This window comes from Nonomuraea sp. NPDC046570, assembly GCF_040645915.1.
Lineage (GTDB): Bacteria > Actinomycetota > Actinomycetes > Streptosporangiales > Streptosporangiaceae > Nonomuraea.
This window is the reverse complement of sequence record NZ_JBEYZF010000005.1, coordinates 87,427-110,561: the sequence shown is the minus strand read 5'-3', so window position 1 is coordinate 110,561 and position 23,135 is coordinate 87,427. Positions and strand designations below refer to the sequence as shown.

Sequence of the window (23,135 nt, the reverse complement as noted above, 5' to 3'; positions counted from 1 at the left end):
GGGATGGTGAGGTAGGGCGCCGTGGTGCGGGTGGGCTACCGGGTGGCGGCGGCCGTGGCGCGGTGCTGCTCGACGGCGGACTCGACGTCCTCCTCCAGCAGATCGGCGTTGAGGGCGAAGGCGGCGGTCGATCCCATGCCGGCGGCGGCGACCACCTGGGCGCGCGGGTCGACGACGTTGCCGGCGGCCCAGACGCCGGAGACGCCGGTACGGCCGGTGCGGTCGGTGACGACCCAGCCGTTGTCGCCCTTGGCGCAGCCCAGGTGGGTCAGCAGCTCGTCGTGCGGGACCGCGCGGGGGAACACGAAGGCGGCGGCGCGGGGTACGGCGCGGCCGTCGGTGAGCTCGATGCCGCGCAACCGGTCGCCGTCGACGACGAGATGCTCGATCTCGCCCTCGACGAAGCGCAGGCCGCGCGCCTCCAGCCGTTCCCGGTCCTGCGCCGTCAGGTCCAGGGTGTGCGGGAAGAAGACGACGTCGTCGCTCCACTGACGCAGCAGCAGAGCCTGGTGCACCGCCCCCGGGTGGGTGCCGAGCACGGCCAGTGGCTGGTCGCGGACTTCGTAGGCGTGGCAGTAGGGGCAGTGCAGCACGTCCTTGCCCCACCGCTCGCGTACGCCGGGGATGTCCGGCAGCTCGTCGCGCAGCCCGGTCGCGACCAGGATGCGGCGGGCCTTGAGCACCGGCCCGCCCACCATGCGGACGTAGAAGCCGTGGTCGATCTGCTCCACCCGGCCCCGGATGAGCTGGACGCCGTACGAGGCGATCTCAGCGCGGCCGAGTTCGAGCAGGACCGAGGGGGGCAGGCCGTCGCGGGACAGGAATCCGTGCATCTGCGCGGCGGGGGCGTTGCGGGGCTCGCCGGCGTCGATCACCGCGACCTTGCGGCGGGCGCGTCCGAGGAGCAGGGCGGCGTTCAGTCCGGCCGCTCCGGCGCCGACCACCACTACGTCGTAGACCCCGTCATCGACGGCGCTCCGCACGCCATTCTTCTCGTCGTTCGTCGCCTTGATCATGGCGATCACCTCCAAGCCCGATGATGCATCCCCTGGCGACGAACTGACAATCTTTGTTGCCATTTCTGGGACAAGGCCCCCTGATCGCAGGGCTCCGGCCTCGAGCTCGTCCATGCAGGGTGGACACGCCAAAGCCGGACGCCCGCGCCGAAAAGGCACGGGCGTCCGGCTTCAGGAGCAGGTCAGGCTTGCCGGGCGAGGCCCTTCTCGACCGCCTCGATGATCTTCGGCCGCAGCTCGGCGCAACTGATGATCGCGTCCACCGAGCCGACGTCGACCGCCCGCTGGATGCTGTGCACGCGGTCGAACTCGGCGGCCACCTCGGTGAGCTTCTCGGCCCGCACGGACGACCGCAGCTCGGCCAGCTCGGCGGCCAACGCGGCTCGCCTGGCGGCCGGCGCCTTCGCGACACGGGCGGCGAGCGCGAGCACGCGGGGATCGTTGCCGGTCCGCTTGTCCACGTCGCGCGCGAAGACCACCGCGGCGGCCGGAGCGCCGCCGAGCACCGAGGCGAACGAGCCCTCGACCGCGAGCACGGTCATGTTCGGGTTGAGCGCCTTGGAGAACACCACGAACGCGCCGCCGTGGTACCGCGAGATCACGCAGAACACGATGGGACCCTTGAAGTTCACCACCGCCCGGCCGATCTCCGCGCCGTACTCCAGTTGCAGCTTGCGCATCGACTCGGGCGACCCGTCGAACCCTGACAGGTTGGCCAGCACGACCAGCGGACGGTTCCCGCTGGCGGCGTTGATGGCCCGCGCGGCCTTCTTGGACGAGCGCGGGAACAAGGTGCCCGCGGTGTAGGTGTCCGGGCCGTCGGTGGGAGGGAATCCGCGCCGCGGCACGGACCGGGACTCGATGCCCAGCAGGCACACCGGCCGACCCCCGAGGTGAACGTCCTGGACCGCGGCGGTGTCCGCGTCGGCCATGCCCGCCCACCGCTCCAGCACCGGGTGGTCCTGGTCGGACAGCGCGCGCATGACCGTACGGATGTCGAACGGCTTCTTGCGGTCCGGGTTGGACTCGGCGGAGAAGATCTGGCCCACTGTCGTGAAGTCGCTGTCCGGCACGGCGTGCGGGAACGTCGACACGTCGCGGTCCACCGGGTCGCTGGTCACAGTCCTGCGCGGCCGGCTCTCCCCCGGCGCGACGTAGCTGTGGTCGTAGTGCGACATCAGCACCTCCCGCGCAGCGCGGAGGTCCGGCGCCCAGTACTGCGCCTGGCCGTTCGGGCCCATGATCCGGTCGTACCCGCCGATGCCGTGGTTGTCCTCGGCCGACACACCGCCGGAGAAGTCGAGCGACTGCTTGCCCGTCAGCACCATCGCGGAGTCCGGCGTCATCACCAGGATGCCCTTGGTGTGCATGAGCATCGTGGCCTCGGCGTTCCAGTACGGCTGGGCGCCGACGTTGATGCCCGCGACCACGATGTTGATCTCGCCGCCGTCCTGGGTGAAGTTCACGATCCGCTTCAGCGCGGCCGCCACCCAGTCCATGTTCTCAGTGCCGGACGACATCGAGATCCGGGCGCCCGCGGAGAGCGCGAACCACTCCAGCGGCACCCGCATCCGCTCGGCCAGGTCGAGCGCGGCGATCACCCGCGCGCACTCGGGCTCGGACAGCGCGCCGAGCGCCTTCGTCGGGTCGCCCAGCAGCACGACGCGGGTCATGCCCTCCGGGTGGCGCGGCGTGGGCGTGCTGACGACACCCGCGACGAGCGCGGCGGTGTTGCGCCCCTTGGGCCGGTTCACCGGCACCAGCTTCGACTGCTCGTCCAGGTCGTACTCGGTGAACGAGCCCAACGGCCCGGCGAGCATGCCGGTGAGCTCGTACGGGTAGTGCGTGCCGCGGCTGTGCGCCCGCAGCACCTCCTGGCGGTAGTCGTCCAGCGGCTCGATGGGCTCGGTCGGCGGCGGCACGATGGACAGCCGCACGCCGGAGCCCACGTCGTAGCCGATCCGGACGGCGATGTCGACGAGCTCGCCGGTGGCGCTGTCGCGGCGCCTGCCGAGGAACAGCACCTCCTCCAGCCCCGCGCCCGCCGTCGTCGGCAGCACGCGCTTCGCCACGGTGTTCAGGTCGTCCGGCGAGAGGTCGGTCGGCGGCCACACGTAGATGACGATCCGGTTCGTGGCGGACGTCTTCGCGCCCGGCTTCTTGGCCCGGCGGATCGCGTCGAGGCAGGTGGTCAGGATGTCCTCGGCCGCGGGCAGCGCGACGAGCCTGCCCTCGTCGTCGCGCAACGGGGTCAGGTCGCGGACCTGCCCCAGGGCGACGAGCCGCTCGTCGGACGGGTTCTGCCGTGCCGCGGCCCGGAAGAGGTAGACCTCCTCGTCGGGCGAGGGCAGCCGGGTGAGGTCGAAGTCGCGCAACCGCTCCAGCTGCATGCGCTCGGCGATGCGCGGGTGCAGACCGCGCACCAGCCGTTCCTCCACGAAGCCGTCCGCGGACGGCCGGAAGGTGAAGTGGTGGTGCATCACGGCGCCGCTGTTGCCCGCGACGGTCGTGGCGATGCGGCGGACCCGGTTCGACGGCTGCTGCGCGGCCAGGACCTCGCCCAGGCGCGCGGCCATCTCGTCGGGGTCGCTCGGACCGTCCGACCAGGTCAGGTAGACGTCCGCGACCAGCTCGCCGTCGCCGGCGAACTCGTCGACCGCCTTGACCGCCTGGGCCAGCGCCGGGAAGTCGACCGCGGTGGTCACGACGCGGCCGTCGCCGCTCGCGGTGCGGTGGTCGGCGACGACGAAGGTGCAGCCCGCCACCTTGCTCACCCGGATGTCGCTGAGCGCGCGGTTGCCGTAGTAGCGGCGGCTCAGCACCTCCAGCAGCGGCACGGGGTCCGCGCCTTCGCGGCCGATCCGCTGGCCGACCAGCCGGACGAGCGGCTCGGGGCTGGCGACCATCGCGGAGATCCGCTCGGCGCGGTCGGGCGCGTCCGGGTGCTGGTCGAGGTGGCGCAGGTGCCTGCGCACGGCCGTGTAGACCTTGGCGCGGGTACGGCGCAGCAGCGGCTGGGCGAACCAGGCGAACACGACACCGCGCGCCAGGTCCGCGACGGCCGGGAACCGGACCTGGGTGGCGGCGACCAGGTGCTCCAGCGCCAGGCCGACGGTGACGCGGTCCGCCTCGGCGGGCGGGGCCTCGTTCACCCACTGGCGCAGCAGGGTCGTCACCACGGCGACGTCGGCGGACGCCCGCTGCTGGGCCAGGAAGATCCGGAAGACCGCGTCCTCCAGCTCGGGCGTGCGGTCCAGGCTTTCGACGCCGTAGCGGGACAGCACGTGGCTGAGCCGCTGCCGGAAGCTCTCCGACAGCCCGGACCGGTCCGGGTCGAGGTACTGCAGGTAGGTGTGGAAGTACTCGCGGGGGCTGTGCACCGCGGACTCGGACTTCGACTCCTCGCCGGCGGGCCGGTTGCGGCTCAGTTCGCTCAGGTCGGCGAACAGGCGCAGCAGCTCCACCTCACCGGCCGGCTCGTGCTCGCCGTCCGAGACGAGTTCGGCGCGCGCGGCCAGGTAGTTGGCGAGCAGGCGCTTCTCGTCCTGCGAGTCGGTGTCGAAGCCCAGCAGGAGGCTGCGCAGGTCCTGCAGACCACGCGCGGCCCGCTCGGCCGCGGGCACGTCCACCGGCTCGTACGGCAGGTCCAGCTCGACTTCCGGCGCCGCGGCCGTGGGACCGGCCGCCTCCTCGCCGTCACCCAGCGGCTCCAGGCGGAGCAGGCGGGCGCCCGCCTCCACCTGGCTGCCGACCGACACCGCGAGCTCCCGCACACGACCGCGGAACGGCGCCCGCAGCACGGTCTCCATCTTCATGCTCTCGACCACGAGCAGCGGCGCACCGGCCTCGACCTCGTCGCCCGCCTGCAGCGGCGTGGCCACCACGAGCGCGGGCACGGGCGAGCGCACGATGCCGCCCTCGTCGCGGCTGATCCGGTGTGTGACGCCGTCGACCTCGACCAGGTGGATCGGGCCGTGCGTGCTCGTGACGACCTTGAAACGGACGCCGTTCACGGTGATCTGGCCGCTGTGCTCGTCGAAGCGCTCGATGTCGACGTCGGCCGCGTGCTCGGGGCCGCCCGCCGAGATGCCGATGCGGAACCGGTGGCCGCCGGTGCGGGCGACCTGGACGCGGTAGCCGACGTCCCGGAGCTTGAGCTCCAGCGCGCGGCCGCTCTCGTGCTGCGACTGCGGACGGCCGCCGTGCGCGGTGGTCAGGAAGCGCTGCCGCGTCACGGCCTCCTCGTCCTCGTAGGCCTCGACGGCGGCGGCGATCAGCGCGATCGCGGAGTGCTGGTGCGACACGAGGGCGCCCTGGGCGCGCACGCGGTCGATCCAGCCGGTATCGGCGGACCCGTCGATCACCGCGCACTCGTCGAGCAGCATGCGGACGAAGCCCTTGTTCGTCACGCCGCCCTCGATGATGACGGTCGTCTGCGTCATCGCGCGGCGCAGGCGGGCCAACGCCTCCGTACGGTCACGACCGTGCGCGATGATCTTGGCGATCATCGAGTCGAAGTCGGCGGGGATCGTGTCGCCCTCGCTGAAACCGGTGTCCACCCGGATGCCGGGGCCGCTGGGCAGCGCCAGCCGCGTGATCCGGCCGGGCGAGGGGGCGAAGTCGCGGTCGGGGTCCTCGGCGTTGAGGCGCGCCTCGACGGCGTGACCCCACTCCTCGGGCGCGTCCCCGTCGAGCTTGCCGCCCGCCGCGATGTGCAACTGGGCCTTCACCAGGTCGACGCCGGTGGTGATCTCGGTGATCGGGTGCTCGACCTGCAGGCGCGTGTTGACCTCGAGGAACGCGAACAGCCGCTCCCCGGGGTGGTAGAGGAACTCGATGGTGCCCGCGCCCTGGTAGTCCACCGCGAGCACGAGCCGCTCGGCCGACGCCTTCAGCTCGGCGACCTGCTTGGCGTTGAGGACCGGGGAGGCCGACTCCTCGATGATCTTCTGGTTGCGCCGCTGCACGGAGCAGTCGCGCACGCCGAGCGCCCACGCGGTGCCCTGCCCGTCCGCGATGACCTGCACCTCGACGTGCCGGGCGCCCGTCACCAGGCGCTCCAGGAACACAACGCCGCTGCCGAACGCGCGCGCGGCTTCCTGGCGCGTCAGCTCGTAGGCCTGGATCAGCTCGTCGGCGTTGGAGACCATCCGGATGCCGCGGCCACCGCCGCCGGCGGTCGCCTTGAGCATCAACGGGTAGCCGATCCGGTCCGCCGCCGCCTTCGCGTCCTCCAGCGTCTCCACCGGACCGCGGCTCCACGGCGCGACGGGCACGCCGACCTCTTCGGCGATCAGCTTCGAGCCGATCTTGTCGCCCAGCTTGCGCATCGCCGCGGCGCTCGGCCCGACGAACGTCACGCCGATCTCGGCGCACAGGTCGGCGAACGCCGGGTCCTCCGCGACGAATCCCCAACCGACCCAGGCCGCGTCCGCACCGGTCTCGACCAGGGCTTTCCTGAGGACCGCGTGGTCCAGATAGGGCCGGTTCGCGGCGGGCCCCAAGTCGTAGGCGATGTCCGCCTCGCGGACGAACGTGGCCGTCCGGTCGGAGTCCGTGTACAGGGCGACGGTCTCGATCCGTGTCCCCGTCTCCGCGGCTAGGTCCCGAACGGCGTGGATGAGCCGCATGGCGGCTTCACCGCGATTGACGATGGCGACACGACTGAACACTAAGCGGGCCTTTCGAAGCCGGTGAACACGGCGGCCGTCCCCGCCCTAACCGGGGTACATACTCTCGGCTGCCCCCCGGATACCGGTATGGCGGGGACTAAGCGTGCTTCGCGGCCGGAGTTGTGGGATTCGCACAAACTCTAACCCGCCCGTCGGCGTGGTGTGACATTCACACCACCTGCTCCACCAGCCGGAGTGTCAGTGCGTTCGGGTAAAAAATGGCCTCTGTCCGTCTGCCGTGTCGATCCGCGGCTGCCCCGTTCGACCTGGGAGTGAGAGGGTCGAGAGGCGACCCCGATGTCAAGGAGATCGAAGATGGCGAAGTACATGCTGATCATGCGAGGCACGGACGAATCCGTCGCGAAGATGATGGAGACGCCCTTCGAGGAGATGCTCGAGACGATGGGTCGCTTCAACGATGAGCTGATCCGGGCCGGCGTGCTCGTCGCCGCCGAGGGCCTGGACGACCCGGCCCAGGGCGTGGTGGTCGACTTCAGCGGCGAGACGCCGGTCGTCACCGACGGTCCGTACGGCGAGACGAAGGAGCTGTTCGGCGGCTTCTACGTGCTCGACGTGGCGTCGAAGGAGGAGGCGGTCGAGTGGGCCAAGCGGCTTCCCGCGGCTTCCGGGACGAAGTGCGAGATCCGCCGGGTGCCGAGCATCGACGAGTTCCCGCAGGACAACGAGTGGATCGTCAGGGAGCGGGCGTGGCGCGAGCGGACCGGCCAGCTTTGATGCCCGCGGCCACCGGCGGCCCGCCGAGCACCGAGTCGGCGCGGCGGGCCGTCGAGGCCGTCTGGCGGATCGAGTCCGCGAGGATCGTCAGCGCGCTGGCCCGCTACACCGGGGACTTCGCGCTCGCCGAGGACGTCGCGCAGGAGGCGGTGGCGGAGGCGCTCGTCACCTGGGCGCGTGACGGTGCGCCGGCGAGCCCGGTGGGCTGGCTGCTCGCGACCGCGCGGCGGCGCGCCATCGACGGCTTCCGCCGCCGGTCGGCACTCGACGAGCGGTACGCCATGCTCGCCGGCCAACTCGCCGAAGGTGAGACGAGCTCGGGCGCGGTGACCCCGCCAGACCGGTCGGACGACCTGCCGTGGGATCCCGACCGGGTCGACGACGACGTCCTCGCGCTGATGTTCGTGGCCTGCCATCCGGTGCTCTCGCCCGAGGGCCGGGTGGCCCTGACGCTGCGCGCTGTCGGCGGCCTGTCGAGCGAGGAGATCGCCCGGGCGTTCCTCGTGCCCGTGCCGACTCTCCAGGCACGGATCACGCGGGCGAAGAAGACGATCGCCGCGGCGGGAGTGCCGTTCGAGCTGCCGCCTTCGGAGGAACGGCGCGTACGGCTCGGCGGCATCCTGAGCGTGCTGTACGTGATCTTCACGGAGGGCTCGACGGCAACGGCGGGTGACCGCCTGCTGCGCCCTGATCTCGCGTACGAGGCGATCCGGCTGGCCCGGACGCTGGCCGCGTTGCTGCCCGATGAGCCGGAGGTGTACGGGCTGCTCGCCCTGTTCGAGCTCACGGCCGCGCGCTTTCCCGCACGCGTCGGGCCCGATGGCGAGGCGGTGCTCCTGGAGGATCAGGACCGGCGCCTGTGGGACCGGTCGGCGATCCGTCGCGGCCTGGCAGCGATCGGCCGCGCCTCAGCTGTCGGACGCGGCCTCGGACCGTACGGCCTGCAGGCGGCGATCGCCGCCTGTCACGCGTCGGCGTCCTCGGTGCCGGAGACCGACTGGGAGCGGGTCGTGCTCCTCTATGAGGCGCTCGGCCGCGTGGCTCCGTCACCCGTCGTCGAGCTCAACCGGGCCGTCGCCGTCGCGATGGCGAACGGGCCGCGGCAGGCGCTGTCCATCGTGGACGAGCTCGTCGCCGCCGACCGCCTGCCGGGATCGCACCTGCTCCCGAGCGTGCGCGGCGAACTCCTCACCCGGCTCGGCCGGACCACCGAGGCACGGGCCGAGCTGGAGCTCGCCGCCCGGCTGTGCCGCAACGTCCGCGAGCGGTCGGTACTGCTGCGCAAGGCGGCTGCGCTGGGGTGATGTCCACCCGCCCGCTGTCCGACGAGGCCAACGGCTGTTCCCAGGTTCCTAGGCCCCGGAGGTGTCGCCGGACGATGGGGGCTTGGCGAAGGCGCCGGCGGATGCGGCGAGGGCGGCGGTCTTGGCCGCGTGGTCGGGCAGGTGCGGGTCGGGGGGCGTACGGAGAAGCACCAGTTGGTGGTACAGCGGCGCGGTGGCGGCGATGAGCAGTCGCCGCGCGTCGGTGTGCGGCGGGAGTTCGCCGCGCCGGATGGCCCGGCTCACGACGATCTCGCAGCGTGCGTACCGGTCCTCCCAGAGCCGCCGCTGGGCGCGGGCCGCTTCCTCGGAGCGGAACGAGGCGGCGATGAGGGCCGCGGTGACCGACGGCTGCGCGGTCAGGGCCGCCTGGATCTCGTCGTTCAGTGCCGCCAGGTCCCCCTGCAGGGAGCCCGTGTCCCGGGGCTGCCAATCGTCGTCACTCGCCGCTTCGAAGACGTCGGCGAGCAGGCCGCCGACATCTCGCCAGCGCCGGTACACCGTGGTGCGGTGCACGCCCGCGCGGGCCGCGACGGCGTCCATGGTGAGCCCATCGTAGCCGTGCTCCGCGAGCTCCGCGCGGACCGCGTCGAGCACCTGCGCCCGGATGCGGCTGGTACGGCCGCCCGGACGGCGTCGGGCCGGTGGAACCGAGGGAGTCATCTGGTAATCCGGTTGCTCAGCGGGACATCGTCATGGCAGCATCTTAATGCAACAGTTGTCGTATTAACGGAGTCGTCGATGCTCTTCCGAAGTGTTCACCCGGCCGCGCGGCCCCTGACGGCCGCCCCGTCCTCGAATGCTTCGGAGTGTCCACATGGCTACACAGATCACCGCGCTCGCCGTCGGCAAGTCCTTCGACGGCAGGCTCGTCCTTGACTCGGTGACGTGCTCGCTCGCCGCGGGTGAGCGCACGGGGATCATCGGTGAGAACGGATCCGGCAAGACCACCTTGCTGCGCCTGCTCGCCGGGCGTGAACGGCCCGACCAGGGAGAGGTCGTCGTCCATGCCGACGGCGGCGTCGGCTATCTCGCTCAGGACGGGCGGCTGCCGCCGCATGCGACCGTTCAGGAGGTCGTCGACCGGGCCCTGAGCGATCTGCGCGCGGTCGAGGAGCGGATGCGCCGCCTGGAGGCGGCGATGGCCGAGGGCGACGAGTCGGGCATGGCCGAGTACGGCGACCTGATGACGGTCTTCGAGCTGCGCGGCGGTTACGACGCCGACGCCCGCGTGGAACGTGCCCTGCACGGCCTCGGCCTGGGGCTTGTGGGCCGAGGCCGTACCGTGGGCGGCCTGTCCGGCGGAGAGCAGGCCCGGTTGCGGCTGGCGGCCGTCCTGGCGGCCGCCCCGGAGGTGCTGCTGCTGGATGAGCCGACCAACCATCTCGACGACGACGCCCTGAGCTGGCTGGAAGAGCACCTGCGCACCCGGCGGGGCACCACGGTGGCGGTCTCCCACGACCGGGTCTTCCTCGAACGCGTCGCGACCAGCCTGCTGGAGGTGGACGCGGACCGGCGCCGCGTCGTCCGATACGGCAACGGCTACGCGGGCTACCTCGCGGAGAAGACGGCGGCGCGGCAGCGTTGGGCCCAGGCGCACGCCCAGTGGCGGGCCGACGCCGACCGGCTCCGCGAGGCCGCCGCGACCACCGCCCGCCGGGTGGCCCCCGGCCGTGCCATGAAGGACGGCAACAAGATGGCGTACGACCGGGCGGCCGGCCGGGTACAGCAGTCGCTGGCCAGCCGGGTACGCAATGCCGAGGAACGGCTGCGCCGTCTCCTTGCGAACCCGGTCCCGCCCCCGCCGGAGCCGCTGCGCTTCACCCCCGCGCTTCGGGCCGGCCGCCTGCAGGGGGTCGTGCTCGACGCCGCCGGCATCGCCGTCGCGGGCCGGCTCGACAGCACAAGCCTCACGGTCACGGCAGGCGAGCGCCTGCTGATCACAGGGCCGAACGGAGCGGGCAAGAGCACCCTGCTCCGCGTCCTGGCCGGAGAACTCGCCCCCGACAGCGGGAACGTCACCCGCCGCGGCGGGATCGGCTACCTCCCGCAAGAGCCGAGACCCGGCAGACCGGGCGAAACACTGCTGGCCGCCTTCGCCCGTGGGCGGGCGGGGGAAGCCGCCCAGCACACCGACCGGCTGCTGTCCCTCGGCCTGTTCGACCGCGAGCAGCTCACGGTGCCGGTCGAGCGGCTGTCCACCGGGCAGCGGCAGCGTCTCGCCCTGGCGCGGCTGGTCAGCGAACCGTCGGATGTCCTGTTGCTCGACGAACCCACCAACCATCTGTCCCCCGCCCTCGTCGAGGAGCTGGAGGCCGCCCTGGCCGACTACGACGGCACCCTCGTGATCGTCAGCCACGACCGCCGGCTGCGCCGGCGCTGGCGGGGTACGCATCTCGCCATGCAGGCGACTCCGGCGTCCGCCGCCAGGTCCTGACGTCCTGCGGGGCCCGCAAGCACCTGCCCCCTGTGTCACACCGCAGTTTGAGAGGAAACAATTCATGAAGCCGCATGCTCCCGCCGACCCGACCGTGATGCATCCCATGCCCGAGCAACAGCGGGTGGTGCTGCTGAAGCCTCTGATCACCTCTCCCCTGATCGAGGCCGGAGAGTTCACCTACTACGACGATCCGGATGATCCGACCGCCTTCGAGACCCGCAATGTGCTGTATCACTACGGGCCGGAGAAGCTGGTCATCGGGAAGTTCTGCGCGCTGGGCACCGGGGTGCGGTTCATCATGAACGGCGCCAATCACCGCATGGACGGTCCCTCGACGTTCCCCTTCCCGATCATGGGCGGTTCCTGGACCGAGCACTTCGATCTGCTCGCCGAGCTTCCCGGGCGGGGTGACACCGTGGTGGGCAACGACGTCTGGTTCGGCTACCGGGCCATGGTGATGCCCGGTGTCCGTATCGGCCACGGATCGATCGTCGCCGCGGGTTCCGTCGTCGTCGACGACGTCCCCGACTACGGCATCGTCGGCGGCAACCCGGCCCGGCTCATCCGTCGCCGCTACAGCGACGCGGACGTTGACCGCCTGCTGGCCCTGGCCTGGTGGGACTGGCCGCTCCAGCACCTCACCGAGCACATCCGCACGATCATGTCCGGCAGCGTCGCCGACCTGGAGGCCGTGGCGCCCAGGTAGCGGCCGGGCCGGCCGTTCCGGGAGCGCCGTGAAATGCGTCGTGCTCGGGGGCAACCGGGGCGGCATGACGATGCGTCACTACAGCGGAAGGTTGTCGGCCAGGAGGCGGTACGTGGCGGATCGGGCGGAATATCGGGAATTCGTGGCGACACGGTCCGATCGGTTGTTACGCACCGCGTACCTGCTGACGCGTGACTGGGCGGCGGCCGAGGACCTCCTACAGGAGGCCCTGGCCAAGTCGTGGTTCGCCTGGTCGCGCGTGGACGAGCCGGAGGCGTACGTCCGCAGGGTCCTGGTGACCACCTACACGTCCTGGTGGCGGCGCAGGTGGCGGTGGGAGTTGCCGATCGACGACCTGCCCGAGGGGCACACGGCCGACGCCACCGGCCAGATCGGCGAGCGCGAGGCGCTCTGGCGCGCGGTGGGCAGGCTGCCTGCCCGCCAGCGCGCGGTCGTGGTGCTGCGTTTCTACGAGGACCTCCCGGTCGCGGAGGTGGCCGAACTGCTGGGCTGCGGGCCCGGCACAGTCAAGAGTCAGACGGCCAAGGCGCTGGCCAAGTTGCGGGTGGACGAGTCGATCGTGACGGAGGTGGCGTGGTGAGCACCCAGGATCTGCGCGATCTGCTGCGAGAGCGCGGCGACGGACCCCCTCCCCACAACCCGGTACGTCAGGCACAGGTGGAGGCGCGTATACGGCGCCTCAGACACAGAAGGATGATGATGGCGGGAGCAACCACGCTGGCGGTGGCCGTAATGGCCTTGTCCGGCTTTTTCGCGATATCTCAGGATCAGACGCAGACGGTGGCGGTGCCGAAGGTGACCGGCTCGGCGTCCGCCACCGCCTCGCCCGCCACGGGCCTGCCGGAGCGGTTCACGGCCGAGGACGGCGTGCTGTACCGGCGCTTGGCCAAGACCACGCTCGACACGGCGCGCCGCAAGAAGGTCACGCTGACGGTGGCGATCAACGACAAGCCTCTGGACATCGCCGTGTCCTGCAGGGGTGACCGAAACGCACCCGTTCCGCAGATCAAGGTCGGCAACCGCATGCTCCCCGGCGCACGGATCGGCCCGTGTGTGAAGAACATGCAGCTCATCGCCCTGCCGTTGCCGAAGGAGCCCGGGAGAGTCACCGTGCTGTTCGACGCCACCACGCACGGGACGTCGTGCGTGAGGTCCAGGAAGGACGGGCCGTGCGAGCCCACTGTCCCCAAGAACGGGGTCTGGACCTTGGGCGTCTACGAGTGGACGCCGCCGGACTCCCCGATCGAGCCGCCCGCCGTCAAGGCGTTCCCTCCGGTCAAGGGATATCGGGCTCTTGAGGTTAAGACCGGCGTGTGGCCCGACGACTCCGTCGCGACTGTGCGGGTACGCGGCGGCCAGGTGATCGGCACCGACCAGCTCTGCACGGGCTCCCTGGCTCGACGCCTGAAGGTCACGGTCCTGCTCAACGGGCGAGCCACCGGCGTCGGCGGCGACTGCGGGGTCTGGGAGAAGGGTTCCTATCCGATGGCCATGGCCGGCACCAAGATCCCACCGGGGAAGGACGCCGAACTCACCATCCGCTTCTCCATGGCGGGGCCGGTGGGCAATCGTCCCGTCCGCTGGTCGGCAGGGTTCTGGGAAGAGACCAAGTAGAGGCGACCCACGCCACCTCACGGCCGAACTGGCAGGTCAGGCCACCTGGCCTGCCAGGGCCTGATTCAGAAGTCGAGCTCCATCTCGGCACGTCGAGAGTCGAGGAGGTCGGGCCGCCTTGCTCCGGTTCTGACTCGAAGCATGCGTCCCCGATGAGCGAGCAGCTCACATTGCGGGGGGCCGGTCTGCAGCGCCGGCAACCACGGCATGGGGTGTGTCGTGGAATAGGGATGGTCACGCATAGCGGGGATCCTGGGCACCGGAGTAGACCACCGTCATGCTCAGCCGGGCCGGGGCGGCGGCCGGGTTGCGGTAGGCGTGCGGGCGGTCGCCGCGCATTCGTAGCGCGTCCCCCTCGGCCAGGGTGAACGTCGCCCCGCCCACGCTCACCTCCAGCGCGCCCTGGTGCAGGTGCAACAGTTCCCGGGTGCCCTGCGGGTGCCCGGCCGAGCGGATCTCGTCGTGCCCGGCGATGGTGAAGTCCCATACCTCCACGAAGGGCGCCTGTCCGTCGTTGACCAGCAGTCGCGCCACGCTGTCGCGCCCGGCCGGGCGGGCCAGGGTCTCGGAGGCCCGCGCCACGTACCCCAGTTCCTCGGGTGGTTCGACCAGCACGCCGATGGACACCCCCAGCGTCGCCGCCACCCGCGCGAGCGTGGCCACACTCGGATTGGTCCGGGCGGTCTCGATCTGTTGCAGCATGTTGCGGCTGACACCCGAGCGCGCCGCCAGGTCCTCCAGTCGCCAGCCCAGCGCCTGCCGTGCGGCGCGCACATTGGCCGCCAGCGTCCGCCCCAAGTCCTCTTGCATCATGAGACCATAATACTGTGTTAAAGGCACAATATCCTGTACGTCGCCTGCTCGCCGCCGGGTTCGTCGACTACCTCGGTGCCGGGCTCTTCCTGGCCTTCTCCGCCGTCTACTTCACCCAGCTCGTCGGCCTGGCGTCCGCCCAGGTCGGCCTCGGCCTCGGCATCGCCGGCGTCCTCGCGCTGGCCGCCGCCCCCTTCCTGGGTCGCCTGGCGGACCGCGCCGGCCCGAGCCGCGTCCTGATCCTGCTCCACCTGCTGCGCGCCGCGGGAACCGCCGCCTACGCCCTGGTCGGAGGCTGGTGGAGCTTCCTGGCCGCCGTCACCGTCGTCACCGTCGCCGACCAGGCGATCGCCTCCCTCACCCAGGCTCTGGTCGCCGACCTGGCCGGAGCCGGCCGCCGAGAACGCGTCATGGCCCTGTACCGCACCGCCGCCAACCTCGCCATCAGCATCGGCGGCCCCCTCGGCGGCCTGCTCACCGCCTCCGGCGGGCGGGCCGCCTACCAACTCGTCCTGCTGGCCAACGCCGCCGCCTATGTGGCCGTCGCCCTGCTGCTGGCCACCCTCACCGCCCGCCCCCGTCCCGGCCCTCATCCGGCAGGGCCGGCCGTACCCGCTCGGCGTGGCCCATTGCGCGACAGGCGACTGCTGGCGTTGGCCGGCGTCGACACCGTCCTGCAACTATGGCTGCCGCTGCTCAATCTCGGCTTCCCGCTGTGGCTCATCGCCCACGACCCCCACTTACGCACCTGGCTCGGCCCCCTGTACACGGTCAACACCGTCTTATGTGTGCTGCTTCAGGTGCCCGCCGCGCGCCTGGTACGCGACCCTGCCGCCGCCCGTCGCTGGCAAGCCGCCGGAGCGCTCCTGCTGGCCGTGTCCTGCCTGGCCTTCTGGGCCGGATGGTTCCTGCCCGCGGTCGTGCTGCTCTCCTTCGGCGAACTCGTCGCCGTCGCCGCGGCCTGGACCCTGTCCTATGCTCTGGCGCCCGGCGAGCGGCGTGCCGAATACCTCAGCGCCTTCGGCATGGGGCGATCCTTCTCCCGTTATGTACTCGGCCCTGTCCTGGTCACCGGGTTGCTCCAGGTCGCCGGGGGCCCGGCCTGGGGGCTGCTGGCCGTCCTGTTCGTGCTCGCCGGGGCGGCCACCTTGGCCCTTCGCCTGCCCGGACCGGGACAGCCGGACTGAGGTGTATGACCACGAGCTTCGGTCACGGCCCGGTGCGATTCACCGAGCTCGAACGGTCCATGACCGGCATCAGCCAGCGCATGGTCACGCTGACCCGGTCACAGTTCGCCGCGGTACCAGGCTTCGGCCTCGGCAGTCAGTGTGTTCTCGTCCGGGAGCTTCGGTGCTCGTGCCTGATCGATCCAGTGGAGCAGGTGCCGCGCGAGTTGGGCCAGGCTCTCTGGTCGCGCGGACCCGTGGACGGCGAAGTACGCGGTGATCGGGCCGGCGATGGGGTCGTGCGCGTCGCAGCGAGCGCACAGGAGGACTTCATCCACGCCCTGGATCTGGATTCCTGATGCGTTCGTCCAGGTGTGGGGTCGGCGCAGGATCGCCAGGATGTTGTCGGTGCGGCATCGGGGACACGCCCGGTCGGGGATCACGCTTGGCCGATCGCGTTGGCGCCGAGCAGTGCTTTGACGTCGCCGTAGAAGGCCGGTTCCGGAGTGACCTGGAAGGGCTGGAGGTCCAGCAGCAAGCTCTTGGCGCCGTGGCGGTGCAAGCGCAGGTGTACGGGTGCCTGACCAGGGTGGGTGGTCAGGATGTGTCTGAGCTCCTGGACGAGTCGCAGGTTCAGCTGGGTCTCCTGGATCGAGATCACTACGGGAGGCTCGGTGTTCGCCCGGGAGACGTCGAGGAGGGTGATGTCCTCGCCGTAGATGCTCAACGTCTCGTCGCGCACGTTGATCCGCCCCCGCACGGAGATCACGCGGTCCTCGGCCAGCGCTTCGCCGTACAGGGTGTAGGTCTTGGGGAAGATCAGGCACTCCACGGCGGCGTCGTGGTCTTCGAGGGTGACGATCGACCACGGGTTGCCCTGCTTGGTGATCTTGCGTTGCAGAGCGGAGACGATGCCGCTGATCCGGGTCACTCCCTCCTGTCGTCCCGAGGCGAGCAGGTCGGCGATGGTGGTGTCGCGGTTGGCGTCCAGGACGCGTTCGGCGCCGTCGAGCGGGTGGCTGGAGACGTACAGGCCGAGCATCTCGCGCTCGAAGGCGAGCAGGGTGGCGGTGTCCCACTCCCCCTGCGGGATCGCGATCGAGAAGGCGCCGCTCGCGCCCGGCTCGCCGAACAGCGAGTCCTGGCCGTGCGCCTCGTTGCGTTTGAGGTCGATGACCGCGTCGACTGCCTGCTCGTGCACGGTGATCAGGGCCTTGCGGTGGTGCCCCAGGCTGTCGAAGGCACCCGCCTTGGCCAACGACTCGATGACGCGCTTGTTGCAGACGATGGAGGGGACCTTGGTGAGGAAGTCATTGAAATCGGTGTAGTGGCCCTTGGCTTCCCTGGTGGTGACGATCGCGTCCACGACGCCGGCGCCGACATTGCGGACGGCTCCCAGGCCGAAGCGGATGTCGGAGTCGACCGCGGCGAAGTCCAGGCGGCTGGCGTTGACGTCCGGGGGCAGCACCTTGATGCCCAGGCGACGGCAGTCGGCCAGGTAGACGGCGATCTTGTCCTTGTCGTCGCCGACGGAGGTGAGCAGCGCGGCCAGGTACTCGCAGGGGTGGTTGGCCTTGAGGTAGGCGGTCCAGTACGACACCAGGCCGTAGCCGGCGGTGTGGGACTTGTTGAAGCCGTACCCGCTGAAGGGCACCAGGACGTCCCAGACGGCTTTGATCGCCTCGCCGGAGAAGCCGCGGCCGCGCATGCCCGTGGAGAAGCGGTCCCATTCGGCGTCCAGGACCTCTTTCTTCTTCTTGCCCATGGCCCGACGCAGCATGTCGGCGGCGCCGAGAGAGTACCCGGCGAGCTGCTGGGCGATGGCCATGACCTGCTCCTGGAAGACGACCAGATGGTAGGTGTCGCCCAGGATGGGCTCCAGTGCCTGCTCCAGCTCGGGGTGAATCGGCTCGACCGACTGCCTGCCGGTCTTGCGCAGCGCGTAGTTGGTGTGCGCGTTCATCTCCATCGGGCCGGGCCGGTACAGCGCGTTCACCGCGGCGATGTCGGTGAACGTGGTGGGCCGCATGAGCCTCAGCAGGACCCGCATGCCGCCACTGTCCAGTTGGAAGACCCCGAGCGTGTCGCCGCGCGCCAGCAGTTCGTACGTCGTCGCGTCGTCGAGCGGGATCTCCAGGATGTCGATGTCGACGCCCTTGTTGGCGTGGACGTTCGCGATCGCGTCGCCGATGACGGTGAGGTTGCGCAGGCCGAGGAAGTCCATCTTCAGCAGGCCCATCTCCTCGGCCTGCGTGAACGGGAAGCCGGTGATGACCGGTCCGGCCGCCTTGGGCTTGACCAGGGGGATCACGTCGACCAGGGGTTCGCTCGACAGGATGACGCCCGCGGCGTGGACGCCGGTGCCCCGGGTGAGGCCCTCGAGACCGGCCGCGGTGTCGATCACCCGTTTGACGTCGGGGTCGAGCTCGTACATCTGGCGCAGCTCGCTCGCCTCGCCGTGGCGGGGGTGGCGGGTGTCGTGGATGGCGGCCAGCGGGATCTCCTTGCCGCCGTCCGCCGCCGGGAACGCCTTGGTGATCCGGTCCCCCAGGGCGTACGGCAGGCCCAGCACCCGGCAGGAGTCCTTGATGGCGGCCTTGGCCTTGATGGTGCCGAACGTGACGATCTGGCAGACCCGGTCCTCGCCGTACTTGCGGGTGACGTAGTCGATCATCTCCTCCCGCCGCCGGTCGTCGAAGTCGAGGTCGACGTCCGGCATGGTGACGCGTTCGGGGTTGAGGAAGCGCTCGAAGATCAGCTTGTGCTCGATCGGGTCCAGTTGGGTGATGCCCGTGCAGTAGGCGACGATCGAGCCGGTGGCGGAGCCGCGGCCGGGGCCCAGGCCGATACCGCTCTCCCGGGCGTACCGGCAGATGTCGGCGACCACCAGGAAGTAGCCGGGAAAGCCCATGGCGTCGATGACCGACAGCTCGTAGTCGATGCGGTCCAGCGTCTCCTGGGGCGGGTGTACGCCGTAACGGCGGCGCGCCCCCTGCAGCGTCTCCTTCCGCAGCCAGCTGGACTCGCTCTCGCCCTCGGGCACGGGGAAGCGCGGCGTCAGGTCCCGGTGGGCGAACACCTCGCCGTAGTCGCCGACGCGCTCGGCCACCAGCAGCGTGTTGTCGGTGGCGCCGGGAACCTCGGCGTCCCACAGCGCGCGCATCTCCTCAGCGGACTTGATGTAGTAGCCGCTGCCGCCGAAACGGAAGCGATCGGTGTCGGCGAGCCGCTTGCCGGTGCCGACGCACAGCAGCGCGTCGTGCGCCTGGGCCTGGTCCTCGGTGACGTAGTGGGAGTCGTTGGTGGCCAGGGGGGCCAGCGCGAGCTTCTTGCCGAGGTCCAAGAGGTCGTCGCGGACCCGGCGCTCGATGGCGAGGCCGTGGTCCATCAGCTCCAGGAAGTAGTTGTCCTCGCCGAAGATGTCGCGATAGCGGGCGGCCGCCTCGACGGCCTCGGCGTACTGGCCGAGCCGGAGCCTGGTCTGCACCTCGCCGGAGGGGCAGCCGGTCGTGGCGATGATTCCCTGGCCGTGTTCGGCGAGCAGCTCATCATCCATGCGCGGATATTTCTGGACATGCCCTTCCAGCCAGGCCCGGGACTGCAGGCGGAAGAGATTGCGCAGGCCCTGGGCGTTCGCCGCCCACATCGTCATGTGCGTGTACAGGCCGCGCCCGGAGACGTCCCCGCCCTCGCCGGTTTCGTCGTCGGAGCGGCGCAACGAGAGGTTGTCGCTGTAGAACACCGGCTTGCGATGGTGCCGCGAGGCGGGAGCGACGTAACTCTCGATGCCGATGATCGGCTTGATCCCCGCCTTGCGTGCCGACTGGTAGAACTCGTACGCCCCATGTACGTTGCCGTGGTCGCTCATCGCCACGGCCGGCATGCCCAGCCGTGCCACCTCGTCCATCAGCAGGCCGACCTTGGCCGCCCCGTCGAGCATGCTGTACTCGGTGTGCACATGAAGATGCACGAAGGATCCCACCGGAAACCACGCCCCCTGCTTGTAGGCTCGACCGCGAACCCGAGCATTCGACCTGAGGGCAGGACCGGTTGTCCAACAATCGACACGCCGACCATCCACAACCAACAGTGGTACAACCGACCGACCTGGACCTCGCCACGGTCCGGGCCTTCGTCGCCGTCACCGAGGACCGCTACTTCAGCGAGGCCGCGACCACGCTCGGCATCACCCAGCAGGCCGTCTCCAAGCGGATCGCGAAGCTGGAGTCCGACCTCGGCGTGCGGTTGCTCTCCCGTACGCGCACCGGGGCCGAGCTCACCAAGGACGGCGGGGCGTTCCTCCACCACGCGCGCGCCCTGGTCAGCATCGCCGACCAGGCGCTAGAGATGCTGCACGGCCGGCGCCGGTCACTGCGCGTCGACGTCCTGGACACCCGGCTGGCCTCCATCGATGTGATCCGGGCGTTCCACCAGACCGTCGAGGACGTGGAGATCGACATCATCACCTCCAACGGGCTCAGGTCCACGCGCGGCGCCCTCGCCCACGGGTCCGTCGACGCCGCCTTCGCCCGGGCCGGCGGACCACTGGAGGACGACCTGCTGTCCATACCGGCCTACCTGGAGCAGGTACACCTGCTGGTGGGGCGCGACCACCCCCTGGCCGGCCTGCCCCAGGTGGAGACGGCGCGGCTGTCCGGGATGACCGTGTGGATGCCCGGCAACGCCGCCGGCAGCGAGTGGGCCGATTTCTGGGACCTCTTCGGCGCCGCCTTCGACATCCGGATCGACACCTCCGGTCCCGACTTCGGCTGGGAGTACTTCGTGGAGGAGATCGGCTCGGGTGCACGCGTCGGGCTCGTGGGCGAGTGGTGCCGCCTGCCCGGCCACCCGCGTACCGTCCAGATCCCGGTGATCGACCCCGCGCCCATGTACCCGTGTTCGCTGATCTACCACCGGCAGAACCATCATCCGGTGCTGGCCCGGCTTGCCCGCTTCATCGAGAGCACCTTCCGGCCGTTCGACCCGAGCCGCCAATGGCTGCCGCCCCCCGACCGTGCCGCCTTCACCATGGATCCCAGGCCGGCATCCCGGGCGGAGACCAAGGCGGGCGGCCGAGCCCACGACGATTACACCGCCGCGCCCCGCGCGGCACCGCCCACCCCGCCATCCTGAAGATCACTCCTTACGGCATGCCCCTCTGTGGCTTCACAGCCGGGCTTGGCTCCGGGGTCATGACAGCGGTCACCGCCCGGCCGGGACGGTTTGGGGCTGCTTGTCGCTTGCCCATACGGGGGTGGCATCGAGGCGCGACAGGCGCCATCCCTGTGGTGAGCGGGTCACCTCGTAACGAAAGCGCGTGCTGAGCGTGAACCGGGGTTCCGGGGCGAGTCGTCCCTCCGGCGCGGCCTCGTCGCTGAAGGTCACGATCACGTCCGCTCGTACGCCGGCGTAATCGCCGTCCACGTCGATGAGGACGTTGTGGACGAAGTGCTGGATTCGTTCCTCGGCTGAGTGGTTGCGCGACGCCTGGGCGATCACGGCGTCCCGCCCTTCCGCTACGCCGCCGGGAGTCCGGGCGGTGGCCTCGTCCGAGAACACCGACCGCAGGTCGTCGAGCCGCCCCTCATCCATGCAGGCGTAGAGCCGGTAGATCAGCTGGGTGATGTCCCCGCGGTCATCTGTCACACTCATCAATCCTCCATGTTGTTGGTCGAACCAATGTTGGCTGAGCCAACTATATAGGGGAGATTATTGGTTGCGCCAACGGAGTTGGTAGGTTTGCTTGCGTGGAGAACGCTGAGGGCACGGTCCCGAACAGGCTGCGCGCCCTACCGAGCCGGTTGATCAACCACGTCGCGACGTCGGCCAACCGGCTCGTCGACCAGGCGCTCGCCGCCACCGGATCACGCCGGTACCACTACGCGCTGCTGGCCGCACTGGAGGAGTTCGGGCCCGCCAGCCAAGCCGCCCTGGGGCGTCGTACCGGGATCGACCGGAGCGACATCGTGGCGACCGTGAACGAGCTATCGGAACGTGAGCTGGTCGAACGCCGCCCCGACCCCACCGACCGGCGCCGCAACATCGTCACCGTCACACCGGCGGGGACCCGGCACCTGAAGTCGCTCGACCGGCTCCTCGCCGACGTCCAAGACGAACTTCTCACGTCACTGACCACGGCCGAACGCGAGCAGCTCGTCGGGCTTCTCTCGCGCATCGTCGACCACCAGCTCGCCTCGACCCCGGACCGGTCGCTTCTCCAACGTCCGCCGAGCTGACCGGCTGCGACTTGCCTTTTGCGTCCTGAACCAAGCTGGTGCCGACCTTCAGCGCTTTCATCTACGCCCTGGAGGCGCCGTACCACGGCGCGCTCGGCGTCTTCGTCGACCACGATCCGGAAACCAGCGCGGCCTGGTCTGCCGTCACCGCACCACCCATCCGAGCGGCTGCGTGTGGGGCGACTACCTCCACCCCCCGCCTGCCCTACCGCTCAGCCTGCGCTATCCGCGAGCGGCCCTGAACAGGAAGGCCAAACAGCCACCACCTGCCGATCGGCCCTCCCCATCGCTAGGTCCAGACAGGCTCTCCGAGGCGCGTCGTCGTCGACAACACCTGGCAGCCCATGCGGCGGGCCGCATCGAACAGGGTGACGCGAGCCCGCTCTTCGTCCTCAGGCGGGAAGGCGACCCGGATCTGGTGGTCGTAGACCGTCTCGTAGGTCAGCGACCAGCCGAGGTCCGTGGCGGCGAAGTGGTCCTGCCGCTCGTCGTCCTCGTCGCTGTAGCAGCCTCGGTCCGCCGTGGGCGCGAGCGCATCGCGCAGGATCAACAGTCGTTCATGGTAGGGCAACTCGCCCTCCGACAGCCTGATGTAGACATGCTCACGCTCGCGAAACGGCTCGAACCACGGCGAGATCTCGACCTCGTCGGGCAGTATCGGCGTGGTGATTCGCCCGCTCAACCAGCCGTGGAGGAATTCCACCGCGCCGACGTCATGCGCGTCGTAGGCGACGCTGCGCGGATTCCAGACCACGACGCTCCAACCGTCCGGTTCTCCCTCGGTCAGCCAGCAGAGCGAGTCACCATTGTCGGTGCCGGCCCACTCCAGCAGACCACCTGGCTCCGGATAGAACAGGTAAGGGCATTCGTCGGGATACTTCTCACGGAAAGGCCGCTCTCTGTCCAGCAGTCGCCGAGCGCTCTGGATCAGCAGGTCGTGAGCGCCGAACGGAGTCAGCGGCGTGATGAGGTCAACGAACTGGCCGCGCCCATATCGCTCGATGAGCGTCTTGAAGTCAGTGGGCAGCCCAAGCCCGAGGGCGGCCTCGACCTCCCGCCAGTCGCCTTGCGCATCGACCGGTTCCGTGGGCGGCGGCACGAGGCGGATCAATTCATCAATCGTCGTCACGGCCCGCAACAATAGCGAGCCAACGCGGCCGAAAGCCCACCCGGCCGCACCCACCCGGCCGCACCCACCCGGCCTACAGCCTGCACGACTCCCCGGTCGGCCAGCCGGCCTGGATCACCGAGAAGTTCAAGGAGTGTACCGACGCCTACCAGGCCGATATCTGCGCTGAGTCGTCCCACCTGCCCGGTAACGCCTGCTATGAGGGGCCGATATCAACCTGGGTCGTTGCTTGCGCGGAACGGGCGGGAGGGGAGGGACGGTGGGC

Annotated in this window: 17 protein-coding genes; 9 read left to right on the top strand and 8 right to left on the bottom strand. The window is 70.3% G+C overall.

Annotated elements, in window-relative coordinates; translation table 11 throughout:
* Positions 1–35: 35 nt before the first annotated feature.
* Together ABZ911_RS10660 and ABZ911_RS10655 are read right to left on the bottom strand one after the other, a co-directional pair.
* Positions 36–1,016, bottom strand: coding sequence for an NAD(P)/FAD-dependent oxidoreductase (locus tag ABZ911_RS10660; RefSeq protein ID WP_358054207.1), 981 nt, complete (start codon positions 1,014–1,016; stop codon positions 36–38).
* 182 nt (positions 1,017–1,198) lie between these two features.
* Positions 1,199–6,688, bottom strand: a complete 5,490-nt coding sequence (locus ABZ911_RS10655; protein ID WP_358054205.1) for a carboxyl transferase domain-containing protein — start codon at positions 6,686–6,688, stop codon at positions 1,199–1,201.
* 315 nt (positions 6,689–7,003) lie between these two features.
* On the opposite strand from ABZ911_RS10655, the gene ABZ911_RS10650 reads away from it, so the two are divergent.
* Both ABZ911_RS10650 and ABZ911_RS10645 read left to right on the top strand, forming a co-directional pair.
* Entirely contained in the window at positions 7,004–7,423 is a 420-nt protein-coding gene (locus tag ABZ911_RS10650; protein WP_358054203.1) for a YciI family protein, read from the top strand.
* Positions 7,423–8,727, top strand: coding sequence for a DUF6596 domain-containing protein (locus ABZ911_RS10645; RefSeq protein ID WP_358054501.1), 1,305 nt, complete (start codon positions 7,423–7,425; stop codon positions 8,725–8,727). Before ABZ911_RS10650 ends, ABZ911_RS10645 begins: the two co-directional genes overlap by 1 nt.
* Before the next feature lie 48 nt (positions 8,728–8,775).
* Here ABZ911_RS10645 and ABZ911_RS10640 read toward each other — a convergent pair whose 3' ends face one another.
* The gene (locus tag ABZ911_RS10640) at positions 8,776–9,408 is read right to left on the bottom strand and encodes a TetR/AcrR family transcriptional regulator (RefSeq protein WP_358054201.1); all 633 of its coding nucleotides are present in this window, start codon (positions 9,406–9,408) and stop codon (positions 8,776–8,778) included.
* Between the two features lie 154 nt (positions 9,409–9,562).
* Here ABZ911_RS10640 and abc-f point away from each other — a divergent pair, with 154 nt between their 5' ends.
* The 4 genes from abc-f (at position 9,563) to ABZ911_RS10620 (ending at position 13,526) form a co-directional block, all read left to right on the top strand.
* The gene (gene abc-f / locus ABZ911_RS10635; RefSeq protein WP_358054199.1) at positions 9,563–11,182 is read left to right on the top strand and encodes a ribosomal protection-like ABC-F family protein; all 1,620 of its coding nucleotides are present in this window, start codon (positions 9,563–9,565) and stop codon (positions 11,180–11,182) included.
* A gap of 64 nt (positions 11,183–11,246) precedes the next feature.
* The gene (locus ABZ911_RS10630; protein WP_358054197.1) at positions 11,247–11,891 is read left to right on the top strand and encodes a CatB-related O-acetyltransferase; all 645 of its coding nucleotides are present in this window, start codon (positions 11,247–11,249) and stop codon (positions 11,889–11,891) included.
* Positions 11,892–11,955: 64 nt separating this feature from the next.
* Positions 11,956–12,492: a SigE family RNA polymerase sigma factor gene (locus ABZ911_RS10625; RefSeq protein ID WP_358054500.1), complete on the top strand. Its 537-nt coding sequence runs from the start codon at positions 11,956–11,958 to the stop codon at positions 12,490–12,492.
* Between the two features lie 200 nt (positions 12,493–12,692).
* Positions 12,693–13,526 (top strand): hypothetical protein, encoded by an 834-nt coding sequence (locus tag ABZ911_RS10620; protein ID WP_358054196.1) that lies wholly within the window; start codon positions 12,693–12,695, stop codon positions 13,524–13,526.
* Between the two features lie 234 nt (positions 13,527–13,760).
* Here the strand turns inward: ABZ911_RS10620 and ABZ911_RS10615 are convergent, their stop codons facing one another.
* On the bottom strand, positions 13,761–14,339 hold the full coding sequence (locus ABZ911_RS10615) for an XRE family transcriptional regulator (RefSeq protein WP_358054194.1): 579 nt from the start codon (positions 14,337–14,339) through the stop codon (positions 13,761–13,763).
* 14 nt (positions 14,340–14,353) lie between these two features.
* On the opposite strand from ABZ911_RS10615, the gene ABZ911_RS10610 reads away from it, so the two are divergent.
* Positions 14,354–15,526 carry an MFS transporter gene (locus tag ABZ911_RS10610; RefSeq protein WP_358054193.1) on the top strand — a complete coding sequence of 391 codons (1,173 nt, stop codon included), beginning with the start codon at positions 14,354–14,356 and terminating at the stop codon, positions 15,524–15,526.
* Between the two features lie 98 nt (positions 15,527–15,624).
* Here ABZ911_RS10610 and ABZ911_RS10605 read toward each other — a convergent pair whose 3' ends face one another.
* Together ABZ911_RS10605 and dnaE are read right to left on the bottom strand one after the other, a co-directional pair.
* The gene (locus ABZ911_RS10605) at positions 15,625–15,948 is read right to left on the bottom strand and encodes a DUF6300 family protein (RefSeq protein ID WP_358054191.1); all 324 of its coding nucleotides are present in this window, start codon (positions 15,946–15,948) and stop codon (positions 15,625–15,627) included.
* Entirely contained in the window at positions 15,945–19,475 is a 3,531-nt protein-coding gene (gene dnaE / locus ABZ911_RS10600) for a DNA polymerase III subunit alpha (protein WP_358054189.1), read from the bottom strand. Before dnaE ends, ABZ911_RS10605 begins: the two co-directional genes overlap by 4 nt.
* 119 nt (positions 19,476–19,594) lie before the next feature.
* Between dnaE and ABZ911_RS10595 the strand changes: the two genes are divergently transcribed.
* Complete coding sequence (locus ABZ911_RS10595; RefSeq protein WP_358054187.1) at positions 19,595–20,638, top strand: LysR family transcriptional regulator; 1,044 nt, start codon at positions 19,595–19,597, stop codon at positions 20,636–20,638.
* Positions 20,639–20,707: 69 nt separating this feature from the next.
* Here the strand turns inward: ABZ911_RS10595 and ABZ911_RS10590 are convergent, their stop codons facing one another.
* The gene (locus ABZ911_RS10590; RefSeq protein WP_358054185.1) at positions 20,708–21,157 is read right to left on the bottom strand and encodes a nuclear transport factor 2 family protein; all 450 of its coding nucleotides are present in this window, start codon (positions 21,155–21,157) and stop codon (positions 20,708–20,710) included.
* A 95-nt stretch (positions 21,158–21,252) separates the two neighbouring features.
* Here ABZ911_RS10590 and ABZ911_RS10585 point away from each other — a divergent pair, with 95 nt between their 5' ends.
* Positions 21,253–21,741: a MarR family winged helix-turn-helix transcriptional regulator gene (locus ABZ911_RS10585; protein ID WP_358054183.1), complete on the top strand. Its 489-nt coding sequence runs from the start codon at positions 21,253–21,255 to the stop codon at positions 21,739–21,741.
* A gap of 289 nt (positions 21,742–22,030) precedes the next feature.
* Here ABZ911_RS10585 and ABZ911_RS10580 read toward each other — a convergent pair whose 3' ends face one another.
* Positions 22,031–22,870 carry an SMI1/KNR4 family protein gene (locus ABZ911_RS10580; RefSeq protein WP_358054181.1) on the bottom strand — a complete coding sequence of 280 codons (840 nt, stop codon included), beginning with the start codon at positions 22,868–22,870 and terminating at the stop codon, positions 22,031–22,033.
* Positions 22,871–23,135: the final 265 nt, after the last annotated feature.

What these genes read in the sequence shown, in the direction of transcription:
- ABZ911_RS10625 (WP_358054500.1), top strand. Translation starts at nt 11,956, where the DNA reads ATGACGATGCGTCACTACAGCGGAAGGTTGTCGGCCAGGAGGCGGTAC.
- ABZ911_RS10590 (WP_358054185.1), bottom strand. Translation starts at nt 21,157, where the DNA reads ATGAGTGTGACAGATGACCGCGGGGACATCACCCAGCTGATCTACCGG.
- ABZ911_RS10640 (WP_358054201.1), bottom strand. Translation starts at nt 9,408, where the DNA reads ATGACTCCCTCGGTTCCACCGGCCCGACGCCGTCCGGGCGGCCGTACC.
- ABZ911_RS10660 (WP_358054207.1), bottom strand. Translation starts at nt 1,016, where the DNA reads ATGATCAAGGCGACGAACGACGAGAAGAATGGCGTGCGGAGCGCCGTC.
- abc-f (WP_358054199.1), top strand. Translation starts at nt 9,563, where the DNA reads ATGGCTACACAGATCACCGCGCTCGCCGTCGGCAAGTCCTTCGACGGC.
- ABZ911_RS10650 (WP_358054203.1), top strand. Translation starts at nt 7,004, where the DNA reads ATGGCGAAGTACATGCTGATCATGCGAGGCACGGACGAATCCGTCGCG.
- ABZ911_RS10615 (WP_358054194.1), bottom strand. Translation starts at nt 14,339, where the DNA reads ATGATGCAAGAGGACTTGGGGCGGACGCTGGCGGCCAATGTGCGCGCC.
- ABZ911_RS10630 (WP_358054197.1), top strand. Translation starts at nt 11,247, where the DNA reads ATGAAGCCGCATGCTCCCGCCGACCCGACCGTGATGCATCCCATGCCC.
- ABZ911_RS10645 (WP_358054501.1), top strand. Translation starts at nt 7,423, where the DNA reads ATGCCCGCGGCCACCGGCGGCCCGCCGAGCACCGAGTCGGCGCGGCGG.